This window comes from Roseobacter denitrificans OCh 114 (genome assembly GCF_000014045.1).
Classification (GTDB): domain Bacteria; phylum Pseudomonadota; class Alphaproteobacteria; order Rhodobacterales; family Rhodobacteraceae; genus Roseobacter; species Roseobacter denitrificans.
The window spans coordinates 562,913-583,967 of sequence record NC_008209.1 but is presented as its reverse complement, the minus strand read 5'-3'; the positions used below and the strand labels follow the sequence as shown (position 1 = coordinate 583,967).

Genomic DNA, 21,055 nt, shown 5'->3' with positions numbered 1-21,055 from the left:
TTTAAGGGTCACCTGCGGGTGGCCCTTTTTTATGCCTCCAGCATCTTGCGTCCTATCTGAGGCATGAACATCGCAAGACGCGTCCGACCAAAGAAACGGGCAGCGGCTTGTCATTCAAATTCAACGCTAAGCGCCTCAGCGCTCGGCCAGAACCAGACGCAGCGCGAGTCCCAGAAACACCACACCTGCCACCCGGTTCAGCGCGACCTGCGCCCTAGGGCTGGTTGAGAGCCACGTGCCAAGAAAACCTGCCGCACCGGCAATTGTGCAAAAGACGACAAGGGCACACAGCACGAAGATTGCACCGAACAGGAAAATCTGAGCCGTGACCGCACCGCGCAGCGGGTCTGCGAATTGCGGCAGGAAAGCGAGGAAAAAGATCGCAACCTTGGGGTTCGTCAGGTTCATTACCACACCGCGCCAATACAAGCGCGCCAGAGGCGTCTTTGGTGCCTGCGTCCGATCAACAGGTGTTGCGTGGGCGCGAAAAGCCATGATCGCCAGATAGACCAGATAGCCCGCCCCTACCAACTTGAGCACGGTAAAGGCAAGCACTGACGTCTGAAAGATCACGGCAACGCCCAGTGCGACCAATGTCGTATGCACCATCACACCTGTCATCAGCCCCAACGTGACCATGACGCCCGCCATCCGCCCGTAAAGCGCGGATTGAGTCAGTACAAAGATATTATCCGGCCCCGGCGCAAGCGCGAGGGCAACGCTGGCCGCGGCAAATATCAGCATGATGTCCGGTGGTATCAGCATGGCGGTCTTTCGTTTACACGTCAGCGGTCAGACTTTCATCTGCCGGTGATGTCAAGGGGCGCTGCCCGCTTGTATCCCGGTGCATTTTCGGAAATTGTCTGCTGGAAAGTCACTCATCGGTGTAACGAACAAAAATGGACATCCGCGCAATTCTGATGGGGCTGGCTTTTTCGCTGATGTGGTCATCGGCCTTCACATCCGCACGCATCATCGTCGCCGACGCTTCGCCGCTGGCGGCCCTGACCCTGCGCTACCTGATTTCGGGCCTGCTGGGCGTGGCCATTGCCCGTGCGTTGGGCCAGTCATGGCACCTCACCCCTGCACAATGGCGCGCCACGGTCGTGTTCGGCGTGTTGCAAAACGGTGTTTATCTGGGACTGAATTTCGTGGCGATGCAAACCGTGCAAGCCTCGGTCGCGGCCATCATCGCATCCACCATGCCGCTTTTGGTTGCCATGGCGCTTTGGATCGTGCTGGGCGAACGGCTGCGTCCGCTGGGCATTGCGGGGCTGGCGGCAGGCATACTGGGCGTCGGTTTGATCATGGGCGCGCGCATCACAACCGGTGTGGACCCCTTTGGTCTGGCCTTATGTTGCATTGGCGTGATTGCCCTGACCATCGCGACCCTATCGGTGCGCGGCGCGACGTCCGGCGGCAATTTCCTGATGATCGTCGGGTTGCAGATGCTCGTCGGTTGTCTGGTGCTGGCCCTTGCGACGGCAATTTTCGAAACCCCGCATGTCACGCCAAGCTGGCGGCTTCTTGCGGCATTCAGCTACACAACACTGATCCCCGGGCTGGCGGCCACATTCGTATGGTTCTGGTTGGTGAACAGGATCGGCGCCACGCGCGCGGCGACGTTCCACTTCCTCAACCCGTTTCTGGGCGTTGCAACCGCCGCGCTGTTGCTGAGCGAACCCTTGGGCGGGCAGGATATTCTGGGTGTCGTCATCATCACGCTCGGGATTCTGGCCGTGCAGGTGTCACGCCAGCAAAAGGCATGAAGTCGTTTTAGCCAGAAGTATGTGATGCAGGTCGTTCACATGACACTCAAGTCTTGCGAAAACAGGCAATCAACCCGGCATCCAGCGTATCAGAGGACTGCGCCCCCGCGCCGTAAATCGGCACCTCTTGCAATTGGAAGTCATAGATCTGCATGCCGAGGTCACTGAATGTCGCAGCAAACCCGCGCGCCTCATAGAGTTCGGCCTTGATGGTCAGGACCAAGAGCGCCCCGCTGGCGCTCACACGCAACAACTCGTCCATCGCTTCGGGGCCGACATGCCCATGGGTAAACGTGCCTGCACTCACAACGGACGCATAGCTGCCGTCGTCAAAAGGCAGCTTTTGCGTCAGATCACCCTGAACCAGTCTGCGATAAACCCCTTTGGCCTTGGCAATCGACAGCATCGGTTCGGAGATATCGAACGCATCCATCAAACAGGTCTTGCGCGCAGCGATTGCCTCCGCCACCAACCCGGTCCCCGCGCCGGCGTCCAGCACGGGGCCATGGCCGCCTTGTTCGTGAAACACACGCGCAACCTGCTGCGGAAATATGTAATCGGACGCAGCGGCGAAACTCTCGTCATAAGTCTTGGCCCAGGCCGCATAAAGCGCCTCATTCTCCGCCGGGGTCCGGACGGAATAGGCCGCTTGCAGGTCCAGCCGTTTGTCTTCTTTCTCCTGCGTCAAAACTCAGCCCTGACTTGCTTGATCCAATAGTGTTTCAACCGCGTCGGTAATCTCACGCGACATTGGTTTTGTCTGCGAACCCCAGGTGTCAACGATTTCGCCATCCGGACCGATCAATACCTTGTTGAAATTCCAGCGCGGCACGAACCCGGTTTCCGCACGCACATCCTGATAGAACGGATGCGCGTTCTTGCCCCGGATGCGGGTGATATCCGCCATCGGCAGATCGAGTCCAAAGTTCATTTCGCAGAATTCCTTGACCTCTTCCGCGCTGCCAAGTTCCTGATTGAAATCATCCGATGGAACCGCAAAAACCACCAGACCGGCCGCGCGGTAGGTGTCATAGAGTTCCTGCAGCCCCGCATATTGGCCCGTAAAACCACATTGCGAGGCAGTGTTGACGACCAGCACGGGCTGCCCTGCCCAATCGGCCATGTCCACAAACCCGCCGTCGATGGACGCAAACTGGTGATCGCGTGCCCCCGCACAGACCGGACCTGCGACAAATGCGGCTGTGACAAGTGCCGCCACTGTTGATTTCAGAGCTTTCATTCGCGTCTCCTCCACTGTGAGGTGGAATATAGTCCGCCCCGTCAAAAAGACACATCCCACCTGTTGCGTCGGTTTGCCCCTTTTCTTTATGGGTTTTGCGCCCATTTATTAGCACAACAGGTAAAAGGAGTGGTCCATGGCCAATTATGCCAGAACGCAGGAAGCGATCGACCGGCTGTCGCCCGAGGAATATCGCGTCACCCAACAGGATGGGACAGAGCGTCCGGGCACCGGCGCGCTGCTTGAAAACAAGGAACCCGGGATCTATGTGGATATCGTGTCCGGCGAGCCACTGTTTGCCTCCGCGGACAAATACGAGAGCGGGTGCGGCTGGCCCAGTTTCACCAAACCCATTGAGCCTGCCAATATCAACGAGTTGAAAGACGTCAGCCTCGGCATGGTGCGTACCGAGGTACGCTCTCTGCATGGTGACAGCCATCTTGGCCATGTGTTTCCGGATGGGCCGCCCGATCGCGGCGGGCTTAGATATTGCATCAATTCGGCCTCCCTGCGGTTTGTGCACCGTGATGACATGGAAGCCGAGGGCTATGGGGACTACATCAATCAGGTGGAGGACGTAACATGACACAGGAACGCGCAGTATTAGCCGGTGGGTGCTTTTGGGGCATGGAGGATCTGATCCGCAAGCGGGAAGGTGTGATTTCGACCCGCGTGGGATACACCGGCGGCGATGTGGCCCATGCGACATACCGCAACCACGGCACCCACGCCGAGGGCATTGAGGTGATTTTCGACCCCGCCGTGCTGAGTTATCGTGACCTGCTGGAGTTGTTTTTTCAGATACACGACCCGACTACGCTGAACAGGCAGGGCAATGACATCGGCCTGAGCTATCGTTCGGCGATCTACTATGTGGACGAAACCCAACATCAAGTGGCGCTCGATACGATTGCAGATGTGAACGCTTCCGGCCTCTGGCCGGGGAAAGTCGTGACCGAAGTCGCCCCGGTGGGCGATTTCTGGGAAGCCGAACCCGAGCATCAGAACTATCTGGAACGCTATCCAAACGGGTATACCTGCCACTTCCCACGCGCCGATTGGGTGCTGCCAAAACGGGACAGCAAAACACAGGCAGCCGAATAACCGCATGTTGAGGCCCCCGGATGCGGGGGCCTCAGCCGTCATGTGACCCGGAAACGAACACGATCTGTTAACGATTGCCTGCCATAACCACCTCCGGGCAGGGGTGTCTGTGTGTGAGGTGTAAGCGTTATGGGTTCCATATTTTCGGCGTTTCGGTCCAAGTTTGGCCGCAAGAATGAAGCAGCGGAAAACGCGGGCCCATCGAATTCGGATCAGGTGCAACTGGACGCGCTCCAAGGTTCCGAGGCGTCGGGGAACGCGACGGCCGTTGGCGGTGCATCGGTAACGTTGGCCGCATTGAGCGGCTTCATGCGTCCACAACAGGCCGACGCCCAAGCCCCCGTGGCCGAGGTATCCGCACCGCCCGCAACGGGCACCACCGCAACCGCAATGCCCCAGCAACCGGATTTGGACCGATCATCCGGACCAAACATGCCGTTGCAAGGCCCTGCTATCGATACCGGCGAAGGGTCAACTGCCTCCGCCCGCACTGGCAGCATGCCAGCCGCACTGGAGTTGGAGCAGGTGCGGCAGAGCGCACCAAGGTCCGACATCACCGCAGATAAAATCGCCGATGCGCCCGCGCCCGTCAGGGCAAGTGGTCCAAACATATGGACCGAAGCAAATGCAGGTGAGACCGCGATGCCCACCACACAGGCGGCGGCCAGCATGCAGGAAGCGCCCACGTCTTCCAGCGACGACAACGCCGGTCCCGAAGCCCGGATTGCACAGGTCGACAACTCACCGCTCCTGTCGACAGCGGGCGGTACCGTTGACGAAAACACCTCAGGTGCCGTCGTTGGCAGTGCTATTGGCGCCGCAGCCGATCCGGGCGACACGCTTACCTATCAGGTCGATGACGCCCGTTTTGAAGTGGTTGGAAATCACGTCAAGCTCAAGGATGGCATCGATCTTGATTACGAAACTGATGGTGGCGTGATCGATGTCGCGGTAACCGCGACTGACGGGGCCGGCAATGCTACCACGCAGACCATCGAAGTCACCGTCACCGATGTGGCTGAAACCATTCAGTTGGCCGATGGCGGCACCACCTTTACAGATACCGGTGTTGCGGAAGAAGCGATCCTGGGCGGGAGCGGTGATGATGTGATCACTGCCAATGCCGAAGGTCCCGAGGCCAAGGAAGGTCCGGATGCGGTGCTGCTGATGACGTTCTCCGATACCGGAGGAACGGCAGAGGATAGCAGCGGCAATTCGCGCGATGGGTTTTACCGTGGCGATGCCACACCCGGCACAACCGGATGGGACGGAACCGGCACAGCCGTCACCCTTGGGGGGCATGGCGATTATGTCGAGGTGCCGCCCGACAACGCCTATGCGCTGGATGAAGGGACGGTTTCAATTCGGTTCAATGCGGATAATCTGAACGGTCAGCAATCCATCTTCTCACGCGATTCAAACAGTTACGATGGCGGTGGCCATCTTTCAGCATGGGTGATGTCAAATGGGTCGCTTGAGGTTCGACTGCAATCGGACAGCGGGAATACGTTCCTTCGCTCTGATCCGGGCACGATCGAAGCTGGCGACTGGTCCCATGTTGCGGTCAGCTTTGGCCCCGAAGGTGCTGCGTTGTTCCTTGATGGTGTGCAGGTAGACACGGACAGCTATACGGGCGGTCTTGCCGGAAACAATGAACCTTGGACGCTGGGCGCTTCCCAAAACCGGAGCGGTGACGGAGTTGCAACCAACCTTCGCGACTATTTCGAAGGGTCGATTGATGAATTTGTTCTCTTCGACAGCCAACTCGATGCGGCCGAAATCGCAACTCTGGAAGCGGAAGGTGCCACAGGAAGCGAACGCTACCGGATTTCCGGCGGTGCGGGCGATGACCACCTGATCGGTGGTGCGGGTGACGAACGCCTATATGGCGATGCCGGTAACGACACCATCGAAGGCGGTGCAGGCGATGACAGGCTTTTTGGCGGTGACGAAGTCGGTGCCGACGCCGTTGTTCTGATGCACTTTGAAGACGTCGGAAACATCTCGGCAGACAGCAGTGGCAACGCGCGCGATGGCATGTACCGCGGCGGCGCAACACCCGGTGCAACCGGCTGGGACGGGAATGGCACGGCCGTCACGCTTGATGGCAAAAATGGCTACGTTGAAATTCCATCCGACAACACAACCGGTCAGAGCGGCAGGTCAAGCGGAAGCACAACAAGCTGGGGCACAACAAGCTCGGGCAGTTTGTCAAACCGCGCAACAAGATCGGACAGCACAGGCACAGCAGACCCGCAGGACAACGCCTATGCGCTTGACGCAGGCACGGTTTCGATTCGGTTCAATGCGGATAACCTGGACGATAAACAGACACTTTTTTCGCGCGACTCCACACATTTTGATGGCGGTGGACATCTGACCGCGTGGCTGAATACCGATGGCTCGATAGAGGTGCGCCTGCAATCTGACAGTAGCAACACTTTCCTGCGCTCGGACTCAGGCGCGGTGGCAGCCGACGACTGGTCCCATGTCGCTTTCAGCTTTGGCCCCGAAGGTGCTGCACTCTTTGTTGATGGCTCCCGGGTCGATACAGACAGCTACACCGGTGGCATCACCGGCAACAATGAGCCATGGACGCTCGGGGCCTCTCAGTGGAAAAGCAGTGACGGTGCTGCGGACAATCTGCAGCATTTCTTTGACGGTGCCATCGATGAATTTGCCGTCTTCGACTATCAACTCGACGCATCCGAGGTGGCGACAATCGAGCGCGAGGGGATCACCATGGGCGGTCATGACAGCCTCTTCGGGGGCGATGGAAATGACCTGCTGCAAGGCGGCGGCGGGAATGATGTGCTTTCTGGCGGTGCGGGGAACGACACCATCTACGGTGACGGTGGCAACGATGTCCTGTCAGGGGGGCTTGGCGACGATGTCTTGTACGGGGGTGCCGGCGAAAACACCTTTCTGGTTGCCGCATCCGAAGGGTCCGACACTGTTGTCGGCGGTGCGTCCGGGTGGACACAAACCATCGAACTTCAGGACACCACGGGCGGCGCAAACGTCGCGGGCAACACCGTGACCGGCAATGGATGGACAATGGTTCTGGAAACGGGATCAAGCGTTGAAGGCCAAAGCGCAGATGCACTGGCGCTTTCCGAAGATGCCGCCGGGGTGATCACCTTTGATGCCGGCGGGATCGTGGAGTTCACTGAAATCGACAAGATAACCTGGTAACGGGTAACCCAAAATTATCTGTTTTTGCGTAGCGTCACCTCGTAGAATTAGGAGTGTACTGGCGCATGGAACGTGGATTGGACTTACGTCGTCTGCGACGCAACCCACATGTTGTAGTCGCCTCTTTATGCGCAAATGTGCTGGGTCTTGCGCTGCCTTTGGCGATGATTCACGTATATGACCGGATCATTCCCAGAGAAGGTTATGCGACGCTGGCTGTATTGGCCGCAGGCCTTGCGACGGCGGCACTCGCCGACTTCATGATCCGTATGGCGCGTGGCAGGTTGATGGCCGCCGCCAGCAACCGGTTCGAGACTGAGGCCTATCACCGCGCTTTCCGCAATCTTCTTGCCACGGGTACGCGCCTGAGGGATGCCAGTCCGGGCGTGCTGCACGACCATGTGGAAAGCATCGAGCGGGTGCGCAAACACCATGCGAGTGAAGCAGCCTCCGCAATGCTCGATCTGCCGTTCATTGTGCTTTTCATCGCAGTGATGGCTCTGATTTCGCCTGTTCTGGGTATAAGTGTTTGTATACTTGCGCTTTTGTCCATGGGCATCGTCTGGTTTCAGCGGCGCAAGATCCTGGAGCTCAATACTTTCCGACAAAGCAGAGACCAACAACGCCACTCTTTCCTGATGGAGGCAATTGACGGCGTAGAGATGATCAAGAGCCTCGGGATCGAGGATTTGATGCAACGCCGTTATGAGCGACTGATGTCAGTCAATGCAGCGATCACGCATGATCTGAGCCGTCGCGTGACGCTCACCCAGGGGATTACATCCGCGATCGGGCTGATGGCCCCCGTCCTTATGGCGGGAGTCGGATCGTTTCTGGTCATAGACGGCCAAATGTCTGTTGGCGGGGTCGCGGCCTCAGTTCTGCTCACCGGGCGTGTCATACAGCCAATGCTGCGCATTGAGGCGCTGCTGGCTGGTGAGGCGGATGTCAAAAGATCGGAAAAACAAGCTCATGAACTCTTGCAGGCAGATACGGCTGCTTCCGGCACCAGAAAAATAGATAGAATTGACAGCATCGTCTTCAGCAATGTTACAATTGCGCGACATCCGGACAAGAAGCCACTGTTTGAAAACATCTCGCTCCAATTGCAGCGCGGCGACTGCGTTTTACTGACAGGCGCTGATGGATGTGGGCGTAGCACTCTGTTGTCAGTCATGGCCGGCAGGGCCCGCCCCACTTCCGGCACGGTGCGCATCAACGGCTTGGCGAGCGATGATATCGATCAGGAAATTCTCTGCGACCGGATCAGCACCTTGTCTCCTGACTACACGATGCTTGACGGAACCTTGCTGGAAAACCTCACCGCATTTGATGTGCCCCGACACCAGAAGCAAGCCTTCAAACTTGCGGAAGAACTTGGAATATCAAGTTTCATTTCGCATCACTCTGACGGCCTGTCGCTACAGGTCGCGGCGCGCAATGCCAACAGCTTGCCCAAAGCGATCCATGATGGAATCGTTCTGATTTCAGGCTTGGTGCGCTGTCCCGATGTTATCCTTTTTGATGAGGCGAATGTGGGTCTGGACAGAAACATCGACCAAAACATGTTACAGGCGCTGCGGCGCCGAATACCGGAGGCAATTATCGTGATTGTCACCCACAGACCGTCCTACATGGCTTTGGCGAACCGCGTCCTGCAGATCAGAGACGGCCGCCTCATTGAAGGCGAAGTCATACCGTCAGAGAGGACAATGGCCGGATGACAAGTGCTTCCCCTCTCAACGCAACACAGGACAGACAGGGTTCCGCTTTCGACGCGGTTTCTGATCGAGCTGGGATCGCATCCGCAACCAGTGACTGGGAAAATGACAGCAATTACGATGCTTTGAGCGCCGGCCTGCGAAGCGGGCGTTTTGGCGGATTGCCCTCGCATACAAATGCTGGCGAAGCGGTCGTAGAGGTCTTGCGTCAATGCAACTGGCCGGTTGATTTTCGTGCCTTCGCCGCGGCTGTTCCGCACTTTTCGCCAGAACTCAACCTTAATGCAGCCCGTGGCATCCTGCGCAACCTTGGCTTTGAAACCGCCGAGGATAACCTGCGCGGACGCAATCTGCAGCATCTGCCGAGCGGGTCATTCGTTGTTTCCACGAGTGAGGACATCCTGTTTATCGGCGCCAATGACAACGGTCGTCTGGTTTTACGCGATCCTGTTACCGGGCAAGAACAGCCGATCCGGCAAAGACGCCTCTATCGATGTTTCCGCGTGTCGCAAGCACATTCGAAATCCGGTACCACGCCTGTATCAGGGAGTTGGATCAGCAATACATTTCACCGTTTCGCCCCTGAAAACAGGACGATACTTTTCATCATATTCCTGTCCAATACTCTGATTGTCATCGCTTCACTGTCAGTCGGATTTATTTTCGACAAGGTTCTGCCTGCCAAAGCCTTCGATACGCTCGTAGCCTTGCTCGCCGGTATATGCATATTGCTTTACGTTGATTTACGCCTGAGGCGGATCAAATCGAGAATTATTGCGCAGGTATCAGGACGCATAGAATTCATTGTCAGCAGTACCCTGTTTGAGCGACTGATGGCCTTTCCACTGGAGATGGTGACCGGATCCTCTGCGAGCGATCAAATGAACCGTCTAAAACACTTCGAAACGGTACGCGATTTCTATGCCGGTCCGTTTGTTGCGGTCATCTTTGAACTGCCATTTGTTGCAATTCTATTGGCCGCGATGTTTTTTCTAGATCCGGTGATTGGTACTATTCTACTTGGTTTTGTAGTGCTTTACGCGCTGATTGGCGCCATTTTCTACCCAAAGATATCGCGCGGTTCCAAGGAGCTCAGTCAACTGCACAACGAGTGTATGCGCCTGCAGGAAGAGACCCTGAGCCAGCGCCAGCAGATCATCGCCCGTGGTTTGGGTGCTGTATGGAGCGCGCGGGTAACACCACGTTTTACCGCATTAAGCCAAGCGCGACATCGGTTGGATGCAATCTGGCGCGTACTTAACAGCCTGATCACGGTCGCCACGCCGCTCGCCACTGGCTGCGTGATCTTCACTGGCGCATTGCGCGTGATATCTGCTGATCTAACCGCTGGCGTGCTGATCGCCTGTACAATCATATCAGCACGTCTATTGAGCCCGGTGCAGCAGGCACTGCTGCTTGCGGTTCGCGCACCAGATCTTTTGAACCTGTTCAAGCAGATTGACGTCATGATGCGGATCAAAGGTCGGAACCAGTTGGATAGATCGCAGTTTTCCATCGGATTGGACCAAGGTGATACCGCACCCGATATTCACATTGACAGCCTGGTACTAAGATATCCACAGTCGGTCACGGCGGCGCTCAAAGGGATCAGCGTGAGGTTTGACGGCGGCTCTCTTACCTGCATCACGGGGGAGGCCGGATCCGGCAAATCGTCACTCCTGCGCGCAATCACGGGACAGTATTCCGCTCAAAACGGAACCGTCATGATCGGGCAGTCGAATGTAAACCAATTTGACACACGAACGCGCGCCAGTTTGATAAGCTATCTGGGCCATCAATCCTTGCAAATACATGGCACGTTGGCTCAAAATCTGCGCCTGACAAAGCCTGATGCCACGGACGCAGAACTGCGCGCCGTTACGGAGGAATTATCACTTCTGCAGAGTATTGAAAGCTTGTCAGACGGCTTCGACACCAAGTTCAGTCACGCAGATCGGCATCAGTTTTCCCCTGCTTTCCGCACAAAATTCGCCGTCGCTCAAATTCTGCTCAATGCGCCACGAATTCTCTTGCTCGATGAGCCCGAGGCGGGACTGTCGGACGAGGATGAAACGGCCATCATGAACGCAATCAAGCGGCGGGCAGGTCACGTAACCTGCCTGCTGGTTACCCACCGCCCCAGTATCATGCGTCAGGCCGATAAGGTTTTGCTTCTCAATGCAGGCCAGATCGACTTTTTTGGCGGCCCCGAAAAACTCCAGTCCAGGAACGGCTAACATGTCGAACAGATTTTTCCGCAAAAAAAGAAAAGACAAGCAGGGCAATGCTCCACAGTCCGGCAATGTGCAATCTGCGAATATCACGGCAAGCCCTCACTTGAGCGAGGTACATGATGGTGGATATGCGAGGTCCGTGATCTGGACAGTTGTTCTCGCACTCGCCGCTTTTTTCTATTGGTCTTCTGTGACGCCTGTCTATGAGGTCGTTACGGGAGAAGGCACAATCAAACCCGAAGGTCTTTCCACCCGGATTGAACATCTTGAAGGCGGCATCGTAAACGAGATTGCTGTGCAAGACGGAGATATCGTGCAACCCGGACAACTCATCCTGCAGCTTGACACGCAAATCGTCCAATCCGAGTTGGCCAAAATCGAAACGCTTTTGACACAGGTGCAAGAGAGTATCGAGCGATATGAAACAATCAGCGCCATCAGCTTCGGCACACTTGATGACACGGAGTTAAGGCAAATGACGTCGGTGTCGATCATCAGCGACATCAACTACCGTCTTGCGCAAATTCAGACGATCCGCTCACAAAAATCAGTTGCAAGCACCGAACAGCAGGCGATTCACGCCAACATCGAAAGCCTGCGTCAAGAACTTGCGATCCAACAAGCGCAGTTGGACCGCTACCAACGCGCCGGTTTCAATGGATCAGTATCACTGAACCGACGCGAAGAGCTACAACGCGAAAACCTTCGGCTGGAGAGTAGCATCGCACAGTTATCCGGTGAGGTCAGGATTCTGGATGCGAGGATTGAACAACTGGGATCCAGCGAAAGAGAAATGATTGCACAGTTTCGCAGGGATGCAGCACTTCAACTGGACGAGAAACGCACAGAACTGGCCGGATTGTTGGAAACCCGCGCAGCACTGGATTTTCAAATCCAGCGGAGCCGAATTGTGAGCCCGGTCGCTGGTATGGTAAATGCAATTTCGGTACAGAACCTCGGCGAAGTGGTCCAGCCCGGCGAGGTGATTGTTGAGATCATCCCTTCGACAGGTGAAACATTTGCAGAGATTGAAATCGCCGCTGATCGTATTGGCGGGGTAACAACCGGCAGCACTGCCAGTGTGAAAGTTCTGACGTATGATTTCACCAGATATGGCTCGTTGGACGCTGTGGTTGAACATATCTCACCGTCCAGTTTCACAAAGGAGAACGGTCAAACTGTCTTTCGCGTCCGGCTTGGCTTTCGCTCCTTGACCATTGCGAGCGTCGGTCAGATGCCAGATGGGCGCAGGGTTACACCCGGAATGACCGTAGTTGCGGACATAAAATCAGAAGGAAGAACAATTTTGTCTTTCCTCCTCAAACCCTTGCGTGTCATTTCGGACCGCGCATTGACTGAGGCCTAAAAAATCAGTGCCAAAAATTAACACACAAGACAGCGACGCTATCATGGCCGCGTTGTACAATCATTTGGCTGAAACCGAAAATGTGTATGCTTGGCATGCGCGTTGTTCACTGCAACGGTCGACCCTTGGTGGCCGATATAATCGGATTGAGCCGGTGCTACGCCCATGCGATTGTCATCAGGTCGCTGCGCTTCTATTCAAGGCTGGCATTTGCACAACAAACGGAACGCAAGGCTCCCGCGTCGAGAAGGGCTGAAAGCGCCAATCCTCGTGTTTCTTGAAACTCCGTGAACGACCAAAGAAATTACCGCACTGGCTCAATAATGGTCCAGGCGATCATTTGCCACCTGAATGTCATGATCATGTTGGGACGCAAGACTTCATGCAGTGACGGGCGAACCAAGAAAAAGCGTTCCGGACGCTGAACATCATTGATAAAGACAAGCGGCAACTGCTCATCGGTTTCTGAAGCCATCCTTCAAATGACACAATGGCAACTCTTGCACGCATAAACCAACCGAAACACTCGGGTCGGACCGGTCACCAGGCGTGCCGCCTGTCAAAATTTGCAGCATCACCAATTACACATAAGCCACATGGTGACTTCCAACTTCCAAGTCGCGTGCTTAAAGAGCAAAGGCGTGGCTTGACGTTATCTGACGGACCGCGGCAGACGGCTTACCAATCTCACACCTTCAATGAACGCAAATGGCTGGTTTTGTTGCAAACCTCCAAGCCGATTTCTTTGCGATACCCGGCAACACTTGAACGCACGGCAATTTGTGACGGGACACAGCTCTCCCCACCTCAGATGCCGCCAAGAAGGGCGTCCGAACGATAAGATTGCCAATGAGGCCTCGCCGATTGCAATCCACACAACCGCAACGGTACCCCACCAAGTCTCAGCTATCCTTCCACAATGTCCACGGCGACCATCACAATTTGAAACGCGCTGAGAAACCGAATGGTGATCGTTTCGACCCAACGGGTCTGGCAACAGCTGGAATGCACAAAACCTGGAGGGTGCGACGTTTTGGGGTTTATACATGGTAGTCTGCTGCTTGCGCATGGCTGTTTTTGATTCAGGTGCTAAAGTGTTATGAGAAAGACCCCGATCACGTAACCCTGTCTGAAATCAAAGATTTCAACGCGTTACATCTTACTCGATGTTTCAGGTATTTCGACAGACGCTCTCATTCAAACTGTAGAATGCGCGTGGCGCAAGCAGCGCATGCCTTGTAGGTTGATCTGCCAAATGCTGGCACGGTTGCGGCCGATCCGATTGATGCGCTTGTGCATGGATGCTGTTTCAGCGCGTTCGAAAGGGAAACCGGATAGCCCACATCGGATAAGATCATTTACCTTTGCGAGGTGGTGAAGAAAACACGCGACAGCATTCCACGGCGCGCCAAAAAGCGGCATCTGATGTTTCCAGAAGGATCAAGTCACATTCATGCACATATCAAAATCGTTGTTGGACATCTCTCCGCTATGCCTGATCGAAACAGTGTTATGGGCATGCCAGATCAGATGAACCAACTGCCTGACAGTATCGAATGAAACTGCTGCGGTCTGGATACCTCAAGCTATTAGAAAAGTTGCTTAAACAACAACGTCTTGCGCGCGTTGCACCCCGACATCAAACACACGTTTATATCGTTCGATCTCAGCGGCCGGCCCCATCGCCTTGTTCGGGTTATCGGAGAGTTTGACTGTGGGCCGCCCGTTGGCTTTAACCGCTTTGCAGACCAGAGAGAACGGTGCGAGGCTGTCATGTGGTACCAGATTGCGAAAATCGTTCGTCAGCAGGGTTCCCCAACCAAAGGACGGCTGCACCCGCCCGGAAAACGTGCGATGCAGGCTGCGGATCTTGTCCACATCCAGCCCGTCGCTGAAAATAACGCGCTTCTTGCTCGGATCTTCGCCTCTTGAGCGCCACCAGTCGATTGCGTTTTCACCCGCTTGCACCGGATCGCCACTGTCTATTCTGATGCCTGTCCAACCCGCAAGCCAGTCCGGCGCTTTTTCAAGGAATCTGCTGGTGCCGAAAGTGTCGGGCAGAATGATGCGCAGGTTGCCTTCATGCTCGTCATGCCAGTCTGACAGAACGTCATATGGTGCTTGCGCCAATGCCGCGTCATCGCGTGCCAGTGCTGCGTAAACCATCGGCAATTCATGCGCATTTGTCCCAATGGCTTCCATCTCGCGGGTCATCGCAATCTTGCAGTTCGACGTGCCCGTGAAGGCAGCACCAAGCCCCTCGCGCATCGCCTGAACGCACCAGTCCTGCCAAAGAAAGCTGTGACGTCGGCGCGTGCCGAAATCCGCAATCGACAAATCAGGGATGTCGCGCAGGGCCTCGACCTTTTCCCACACCCGCGTCATCGCGCGCGCGTACAGCACTTGCAACTCGAACCTGTCCATCTGGTCGAGCACCGCGCGCCCGCGCAATTCCATGAGAACGGCGAGCGCCGGTATCTCCCAAAGCATGACTTCCGGCCAGCTGCCTTCAAATGTCAGCTCAAACTGATCGCCTATCCGTTCAAGGTGATAGGCTGGCAGGCGAAGCTGTTCGAACCACTCCATGAAATCCGAACGAAACATCTGCCGTTTGCCGTAAAAGGTATTGCCGCGCAGCCATGTGCTTTCTCCGCGCGACAAGGAAAGCGAGCGGATATGATCCAGCTGTTCGCGCAGCTCCCCCTCGTCAATGAGTTCGGCAAGCGGGATATGGGTGGACCTGTTGATCAGACTGAAGGTCACGCGCGTATCGGGTTTGTTACGGAAAACCGACTGACACATCAGAAGCTTGTAAAAATCCGTATCGATCAACGAGCGCACAATCGGGTCGATCTTCCATTTGTGGTTCCAGACGCGGGTTGCGATATCAACCATGCACTGTCTCCAGACGCACGCCCGCATTCTGCATGGCCTGACGCGCTGCATCACGGGAACCATCAAGGTCAATCGCGCGGCACAGATCTTCGCGTACTGTGACGTCGAATTCCAGTTTGGCGGCATCGAGTGCTGAATAGTTGACGCAGAAATCGAATGCCAGCCCGACCAGCGTCAGTTTTTCGATACCCCGGCTGCGAAGGTACCCTTCAAGCCCTGTTGGCGTTTTGTGATCATTTTCAAAGAACGCGGAATAGCTGTCTATGGCCGGATTATACCCTTTGCGCAGGATCAGATCTGCGCCGTCACTTTGTAGATCGGGATGGAACCGCGCGCCGTCAGCCCCCTGCACACAATGGTGCGGCCACAACACCTGCGGGCCATAATCCATGTCGATCACGTCATAAGGCGCATGCCCCTTGTGCGAAGTGGCAAAGGAGGAGTGACCCGCCGGGTGCCAATCCTGTGTCAGCACAACAGCATCCGCCTGCGGCATGAGTGCGTTGATGCCCGCGATGATCCCATCCCCATCCGGCACGGCAAGTGCGCCACCCGGACAGAAATCCAGTTGAACGTCAATGACAATCAAAGCGTGGCTCATGCGTTTTCTCCCGTCTGGGATATGGCTAAGCGCCTGCGTGCAGCCCGTCAATGCCAATGGCGGTGATGCGCTACAACACTCTTGCCTGAAAGCGCGCGCAGGCGTATCCCCTCGCCCATGTTTATCATTGCCGCACTCTATCATTTCACCCGCTTTGAAAACCCGGCGGCGCTGAAGCCCGCCTTGCTGGAGCTTTGCAAGGCCCAGGGCGTGACCGGCACGTTGTTACTCGCACCCGAAGGCGTCAATGGCACGATCACGGGATCACGCGCCGGGATTGACGCTGTGCTTGCTCACCTGAAAGCCCTGCCCGGATGTGACGGTCTGGAGTGGAAAGAAGCCCAAAGCGAGCGGGCAAACTTCGGCAAGATGAAGGTCCGCATCAAACGTGAAATCGTGACGATGAAGCAGCCGGATGTCGATCCGCGTGCGAAAACCGGGCATTATGTGACCCCGGCGGATTGGAACGCGCTGATCGCGCAACCCGATGTCGCGGTGATCGACACGCGCAATGACTATGAAGTCGAGATCGGCACATTTGAAGGTGCAATCGATCCGAAGACCCGGAGTTTTGGCGAGTTTCCCGCATGGTGGGAGGCGAACAAACACCGCTTTCACAACAAGAAGATCGCGATGTTCTGCACAGGGGGCATCAGATGTGAAAAATCCACCAATTACCTGCTTGGTCAGGGGGTTGAGGATGTGTTTCACCTGAAAGGTGGTATTCTTCAGTATCTCGAAGACATTCCGCAGGATCAAAGCACGTGGAACGGTGCCTGCTTTGTGTTCGACAACCGCGTCAGTGTGGGCCACGGCCTGCAAGAAGGCCCGCACCTTTTGTGTCATGGATGTCGTCAGCCGATCTTGCCGGCGGACAAGAAGCGCGCCGAGTACGAGGAAGGTGTGAGCTGTCACAAGTGTTTTGATCAGACAACATCCGAGGATAAAGCACGCTTTCGCGAACGTCAGAAACAAATTGAACTGGCAAGAAAACGGGCCAGGGCCTGACCTTTTTGGCAAAGCGTGTACCTGCTTTTTAGCAGCGGTACCAAAGGTTTGAGAAAATCGCTCGCCTGCGCGTGATCCATGTCTCGCCTGAAAACCCAGCCAAAGGATATCGCCGTTAAGCGAACTGAAACATCTTTTGGCGTAATACTGGCGTTGGGTGAATTAAAGAGTGGTGGAGACATGGCTGCGCAGAGCAATCTGGCACCAGTCATCATCAAGAAAAAGAAGAAAGTCGTAGGGGGTGGCCACCATGGTGGCGCCTGGAAGGTCGCTTATGCGGACTTCGTGACTGCGATGATGGCCTTTTTCATGATGATGTGGCTGTTGAATGCAACGACTGAACAACAACGTCAGGGCTTGGCGGATTACTTTGCGCCGACGATCCCGATCAACCGGATTTCCGGTGGCGGCGACGGAGCCTTTGGCGGAGACAGTATCTTTTCCGAGGAGACCTTGCCGCAAAACGGACTGGGCGCAACATCGCAGCATGCAACCCGTAAGCAGGCTGCCAGCGGCGAAAGCGGGAATGATGATGACGGCGGCGAACGGGATACCTCCGACGAAGAGCTTCAGGCTCTTGTTGAGGAGCTTATGGGCCGCGGCGGTGAATCAACGGTCATGGAAAATGCCCTTGAACATATCGTTACGCGCATCACGGACGAAGGCTTGGTCATCGAGTTGTTTGCTCTGGACGGCTTGCCGCTGTTCGAGCCGAATTCGGATGTTCCTACGCCCTTGATGACGCAACTGGTCGAACTGGTTGCAAGCGTCGCCTTCGCTGCAACAAACGACATCGCAATCGGCGCACATGTGCCGTCACGACCGATCGTTGTTGCGCAGAATCCCGTGTGGGATGCGTCGACGGACCGTGCGACGCGCACGCGGCTCATGTTGCAGGAGAACGGCCTGGAGCCAGAAAGAATGCAACGTGTGACCGGTCATGCGGATCGCGAACCGGCTCACCTCAACCCGATGGCGACGCGAAACAGCCGGGTCGAAATCGTGCTGCTACGTGAATAGTGGCAGAAATAGGGCGCATTTTATATGTTAGGTCAGTGTTAAGTCCGAGCCGCTATCTGATGATACCAAGAATGGATTATCACATCAGAAAGGCGTGCCCATGTCGATTTCATCTTCGCTCAATGCAGGCGTTGCAGGTTTGCAGACCAATTCGCAGCGATTGGCCTCCATCTCGGACAACATCGCAAACTCGTCGACCTTTGGGTACAAGCGTGTGCAAACCGACTTTGAGTCGATGGTCCTTTCCTCCGGCGGCGGCGCCTATGCAGCCGGGGGTGTTCGGGCGAATACGCAACGCCTGATCGATGAACGCGGGACGTTGGTCTCCACCTCAAACTCCACTGACCTCGCGGTTCGTGGCGGCGGGATGCTGCCGGTGGCACAGGCAGCACAGGTTCAGACTGCAGGCACTGACGCCCCGATGTTTCTGACGACGACAGGCTCATTTCGACCGGATGCTGACGGGTATCTGACCTCTCAATCCGGCCTCGTTCTCATGGGTTGGCCTGCCGCAGCGGACGGATCAATCCCTGTTTATCCACGTGACACCGCCGATGGTCTGGAGCCTATTCGAATTGCTACAGGTCAACTGGCCGGAAACCCGACCACCTCGATGTCCTTGGGTATCAACCTGCCAGCCACTGAAACAGAGGCGGATTCCGCCGGCCTGGTTGAACAGATTTCCGTCGAGTATTTTGACAACCTTGGCACTTCTCAAAGCGTCAGCATCACCTTCACGCCCGATGTGCCCGCGCCGGGAAATCCTGCGACCAATACCTGGACAATGGAGATGTTCGATTCGGTCAATCCAGCCGTGTCCATTGGATCCTATACTCTGGAGTTCAACGACTCTCGGACCGGCGGCGGTACTCTTTTTGATGTAACACCAATCGGCGCCAGCCCCGCCTACAGTGACACAACCGGGCTGATCACAATCAACGTGGCAGCCGGTCCAATCGAAGTGGACATCGGCGCGCTTGGTGATACCGAAGGTTTATCTCAGCTGTCTTACAGTTTCGCACCGATTTCGGTAACGAAAGATGGTTCTGCTATCGGCAACTTCGTCGGTGTTGACGTTGACCCCAACGGCTTTGTCCGCGCGTCTTTCGACACTGGTGAGATTCGAACGATCTATCAGATTCCGCTGATCAATGTGCCCAACCCAAACGGACTGCAGGCTTTTGACAGCCAAACTTACCTTCCTTCGAGGCAGAGTGGTGCATTCTTTCTGTGGAATGCTGGTGATGGACCAACCGGCGACATCGTTTCATTTGCGCGCGAGGAATCCACAACGGATGTCGCAGGTGAACTGACCGATATGATCAAGACGCAGCGCGCCTATTCTTCGAATGCAAAAGTCATCCAGACTGTTGATGAAATGCTTCAGGAAACAACCAACATCAAACGCTAACACGTTTTGACCATTAAGTAGTTTATCAATCCAGAGAGGCCGAGATGTCAATTTCAGGAGCACTTTCCAACGCGATGACCGGTCTGCGCGCAGCAGGTCGGACGTCAGAAGTCATTTCGGCAAACCTGGCGAATGCCATGACACCAGGCTATGGCGTTCGAAACCTGTCACTTTCTTCGTCGCAGCTTGGCGGGGTGGCCATCGACGGTGTAATGCGCAACGTTGACCCCAGCTTGTTGGCGGACCTGAGGTTGGCAGATGCAAGTTTTGGCAATGCAAACAATCGCACCAAGTTCCTGAACGATTTCGAAAACCTTCTTGGTACGCCGGAGGAGGCTAATTCCCTCGCAGGCCGCATGGCCGAGTTCGAAAGGACACTGATCACAGCCGCAAGCAGGCCTGATGCGCCTGAGCGGTTGAACAGCGTTGTAGATGCCGCTCGGGACATTGCAACCCTGATTTCGAAGGCATCGGACGGGGTCCAGCAAGCGCGCAGCGATGCAGATAGGGCAATCCAGGTACAAATTGACCGTCTGAATACATCGCTGCAAAGCGTCAAAGAGCTGAACTCGCAAATCACACGCACCATATCTACGGGCAGCGACGCATCGGCACTCTTTGACAACCGGCAAGCGATTGTAGACGAGATAAATGCGATCGTCCCTGTGCGTTTGGTTCCAAGAGACAATGGCCAAATTGCCCTTTATTCAACTGGCGGTGCCATTTTGATCGACGGCGGTGTTGCCGAGATCGAGTTTAATGCAGTCAATCAGGTCACACCATTCATGACGCTGGGCGGTGGTACACTGTCAGGACTGAGCGTAAATGGCTATCCCGTTCGAACGGACAGCGCCAGAGGCGCTTTGGGTGGCGGTACATTGGGTGCGCACTTCGAAATCCGGGATGAACTGGGGACATCCGCTCAGACGCAACTGGATGCCTTTGCACGAGACCTGATAGAACGTTTTCAAGACCCTGCAGTCGATGCCAGTCTGGCAGTGGGTGATCCTGGTATCTTTACAGATGCTGGATTGGCGTTTGATCCGGTAAATGAAATCGGCCTATCTGCACGCTTATCGGTGAACGCAGCGGTTGACGAACGCCAAGGCGGTGAATCCTGGCGCATCCGTGATGGTGTAAATGCACTTACTCCGGGCGATGTGGGCGATGCACGCCTTATTCAGGCTCTATCGGACACCTTGAGCGCAAAACGGGCACCCGCGTCAGGAGATTTTGGCGCGGGAGCCTTCTCCGCCATGAACCTTATCTCCACTTTTACTTCACAGGTCGGCGCCGACCGGAGCAGGGCAGAACAGACTTTGAGTTTTGCGTCATCTCAGTTTGACGAGTTGACGCAGCAGGTTCTGGCGAATGGCGTGGACAGCGATCAAGAACTGCAGCGACTACTGATTGTTGAACAGGCATATGCGGCAAACGCCCGCATGATCGAGGCTGCGGACGAAATGATGCAAACAATTTTGAGGATTTAAA

16 protein-coding genes are annotated in these 21,055 nt (G+C 55.8%); 11 read left to right on the top strand and 5 right to left on the bottom strand.

Features of this window, described 5'->3' with window-relative positions; genetic code table 11:
* Positions 1–135 precede the first annotated feature (135 nt).
* Positions 136–765, bottom strand: coding sequence for a LysE family translocator (locus RD1_RS02765; RefSeq protein ID WP_011566924.1), 630 nt, complete (start codon positions 763–765; stop codon positions 136–138).
* Positions 766–899: 134 nt separating this feature from the next.
* Between RD1_RS02765 and RD1_RS02760 the strand changes: the two genes are divergently transcribed.
* Complete coding sequence (locus RD1_RS02760) at positions 900–1,769, top strand: DMT family transporter (protein WP_011566923.1); 870 nt, start codon at positions 900–902, stop codon at positions 1,767–1,769.
* 46 nt (positions 1,770–1,815) lie between these two features.
* On the opposite strand, the gene RD1_RS02755 is transcribed toward RD1_RS02760, so the two are convergent.
* On the bottom strand, positions 1,816–2,457 hold the full coding sequence (locus tag RD1_RS02755) for a class I SAM-dependent DNA methyltransferase (RefSeq protein ID WP_011566922.1): 642 nt from the start codon (positions 2,455–2,457) through the stop codon (positions 1,816–1,818).
* A 3-nt stretch (positions 2,458–2,460) separates the two neighbouring features.
* Entirely contained in the window at positions 2,461–3,009 is a 549-nt protein-coding gene (locus RD1_RS02750) for a glutathione peroxidase (RefSeq protein WP_011566921.1), read from the bottom strand.
* Positions 3,010–3,145: 136 nt separating this feature from the next.
* On the opposite strand from RD1_RS02750, the gene msrB reads away from it, so the two are divergent.
* The 6 genes from msrB (at position 3,146) to RD1_RS02720 (ending at position 12,629) form a co-directional block, all read left to right on the top strand.
* Complete coding sequence (gene msrB, locus RD1_RS02745) at positions 3,146–3,595, top strand: peptide-methionine (R)-S-oxide reductase MsrB (protein WP_011566920.1); 450 nt, start codon at positions 3,146–3,148, stop codon at positions 3,593–3,595.
* Positions 3,592–4,113, top strand: coding sequence for a peptide-methionine (S)-S-oxide reductase MsrA (gene msrA, locus RD1_RS02740; protein ID WP_011566919.1), 522 nt, complete (start codon positions 3,592–3,594; stop codon positions 4,111–4,113). Before msrB ends, msrA begins: the two co-directional genes overlap by 4 nt.
* 129 nt (positions 4,114–4,242) lie before the next feature.
* Positions 4,243–7,308 carry a LamG-like jellyroll fold domain-containing protein gene (locus RD1_RS02735; protein ID WP_011566918.1) on the top strand — a complete coding sequence of 1,022 codons (3,066 nt, stop codon included), beginning with the start codon at positions 4,243–4,245 and terminating at the stop codon, positions 7,306–7,308.
* A gap of 65 nt (positions 7,309–7,373) precedes the next feature.
* Positions 7,374–9,032, top strand: a complete 1,659-nt coding sequence (locus RD1_RS02730) for an ABC transporter transmembrane domain-containing protein (protein WP_011566917.1) — start codon at positions 7,374–7,376, stop codon at positions 9,030–9,032.
* A complete protein-coding gene (locus tag RD1_RS02725) occupies positions 9,029–11,266 on the top strand; it encodes a peptidase domain-containing ABC transporter (RefSeq protein ID WP_011566916.1) in 2,238 nt (745 codons plus the stop codon). The genes RD1_RS02730 and RD1_RS02725 overlap by 4 nt, the downstream gene beginning before the upstream one ends.
* A 100-nt stretch (positions 11,267–11,366) precedes the next feature.
* Entirely contained in the window at positions 11,367–12,629 is a 1,263-nt protein-coding gene (locus tag RD1_RS02720) for an HlyD family type I secretion periplasmic adaptor subunit (RefSeq protein WP_254658789.1), read from the top strand.
* Between the two features lie 1,602 nt (positions 12,630–14,231).
* Here RD1_RS02720 and pncB read toward each other — a convergent pair.
* Together pncB and pncA are read right to left on the bottom strand one after the other, a co-directional pair.
* Positions 14,232–15,524 carry a nicotinate phosphoribosyltransferase gene (pncB, locus tag RD1_RS02710; protein ID WP_011566910.1) on the bottom strand — a complete coding sequence of 431 codons (1,293 nt, stop codon included), beginning with the start codon at positions 15,522–15,524 and terminating at the stop codon, positions 14,232–14,234.
* Positions 15,517–16,125, bottom strand: coding sequence for a bifunctional nicotinamidase/pyrazinamidase (gene pncA, locus RD1_RS02705; protein WP_011566909.1), 609 nt, complete (start codon positions 16,123–16,125; stop codon positions 15,517–15,519). Before pncA ends, pncB begins: the two co-directional genes overlap by 8 nt.
* Before the next feature lie 117 nt (positions 16,126–16,242).
* On the opposite strand from pncA, the gene RD1_RS02700 reads away from it, so the two are divergent.
* The 4 genes from RD1_RS02700 to flgK all read left to right on the top strand — a co-directional run bounded on the left by RD1_RS02700 (position 16,243) and on the right by flgK (position 21,054).
* The gene (locus RD1_RS02700) at positions 16,243–17,133 is read left to right on the top strand and encodes a rhodanese-related sulfurtransferase (RefSeq protein WP_011566908.1); all 891 of its coding nucleotides are present in this window, start codon (positions 16,243–16,245) and stop codon (positions 17,131–17,133) included.
* Between the two features lie 180 nt (positions 17,134–17,313).
* Entirely contained in the window at positions 17,314–18,153 is an 840-nt protein-coding gene (locus tag RD1_RS02695; protein ID WP_011566907.1) for a flagellar motor protein MotB, read from the top strand.
* Positions 18,154–18,253: 100 nt separating this feature from the next.
* Entirely contained in the window at positions 18,254–19,564 is a 1,311-nt protein-coding gene (locus RD1_RS02690; protein ID WP_011566906.1) for a flagellar hook protein FlgE, read from the top strand.
* A 44-nt stretch (positions 19,565–19,608) separates the two neighbouring features.
* Positions 19,609–21,054, top strand: coding sequence for a flagellar hook-associated protein FlgK (flgK, locus tag RD1_RS02685; protein ID WP_011566905.1), 1,446 nt, complete (start codon positions 19,609–19,611; stop codon positions 21,052–21,054).
* Position 21,055: the final 1 nt, after the last annotated feature.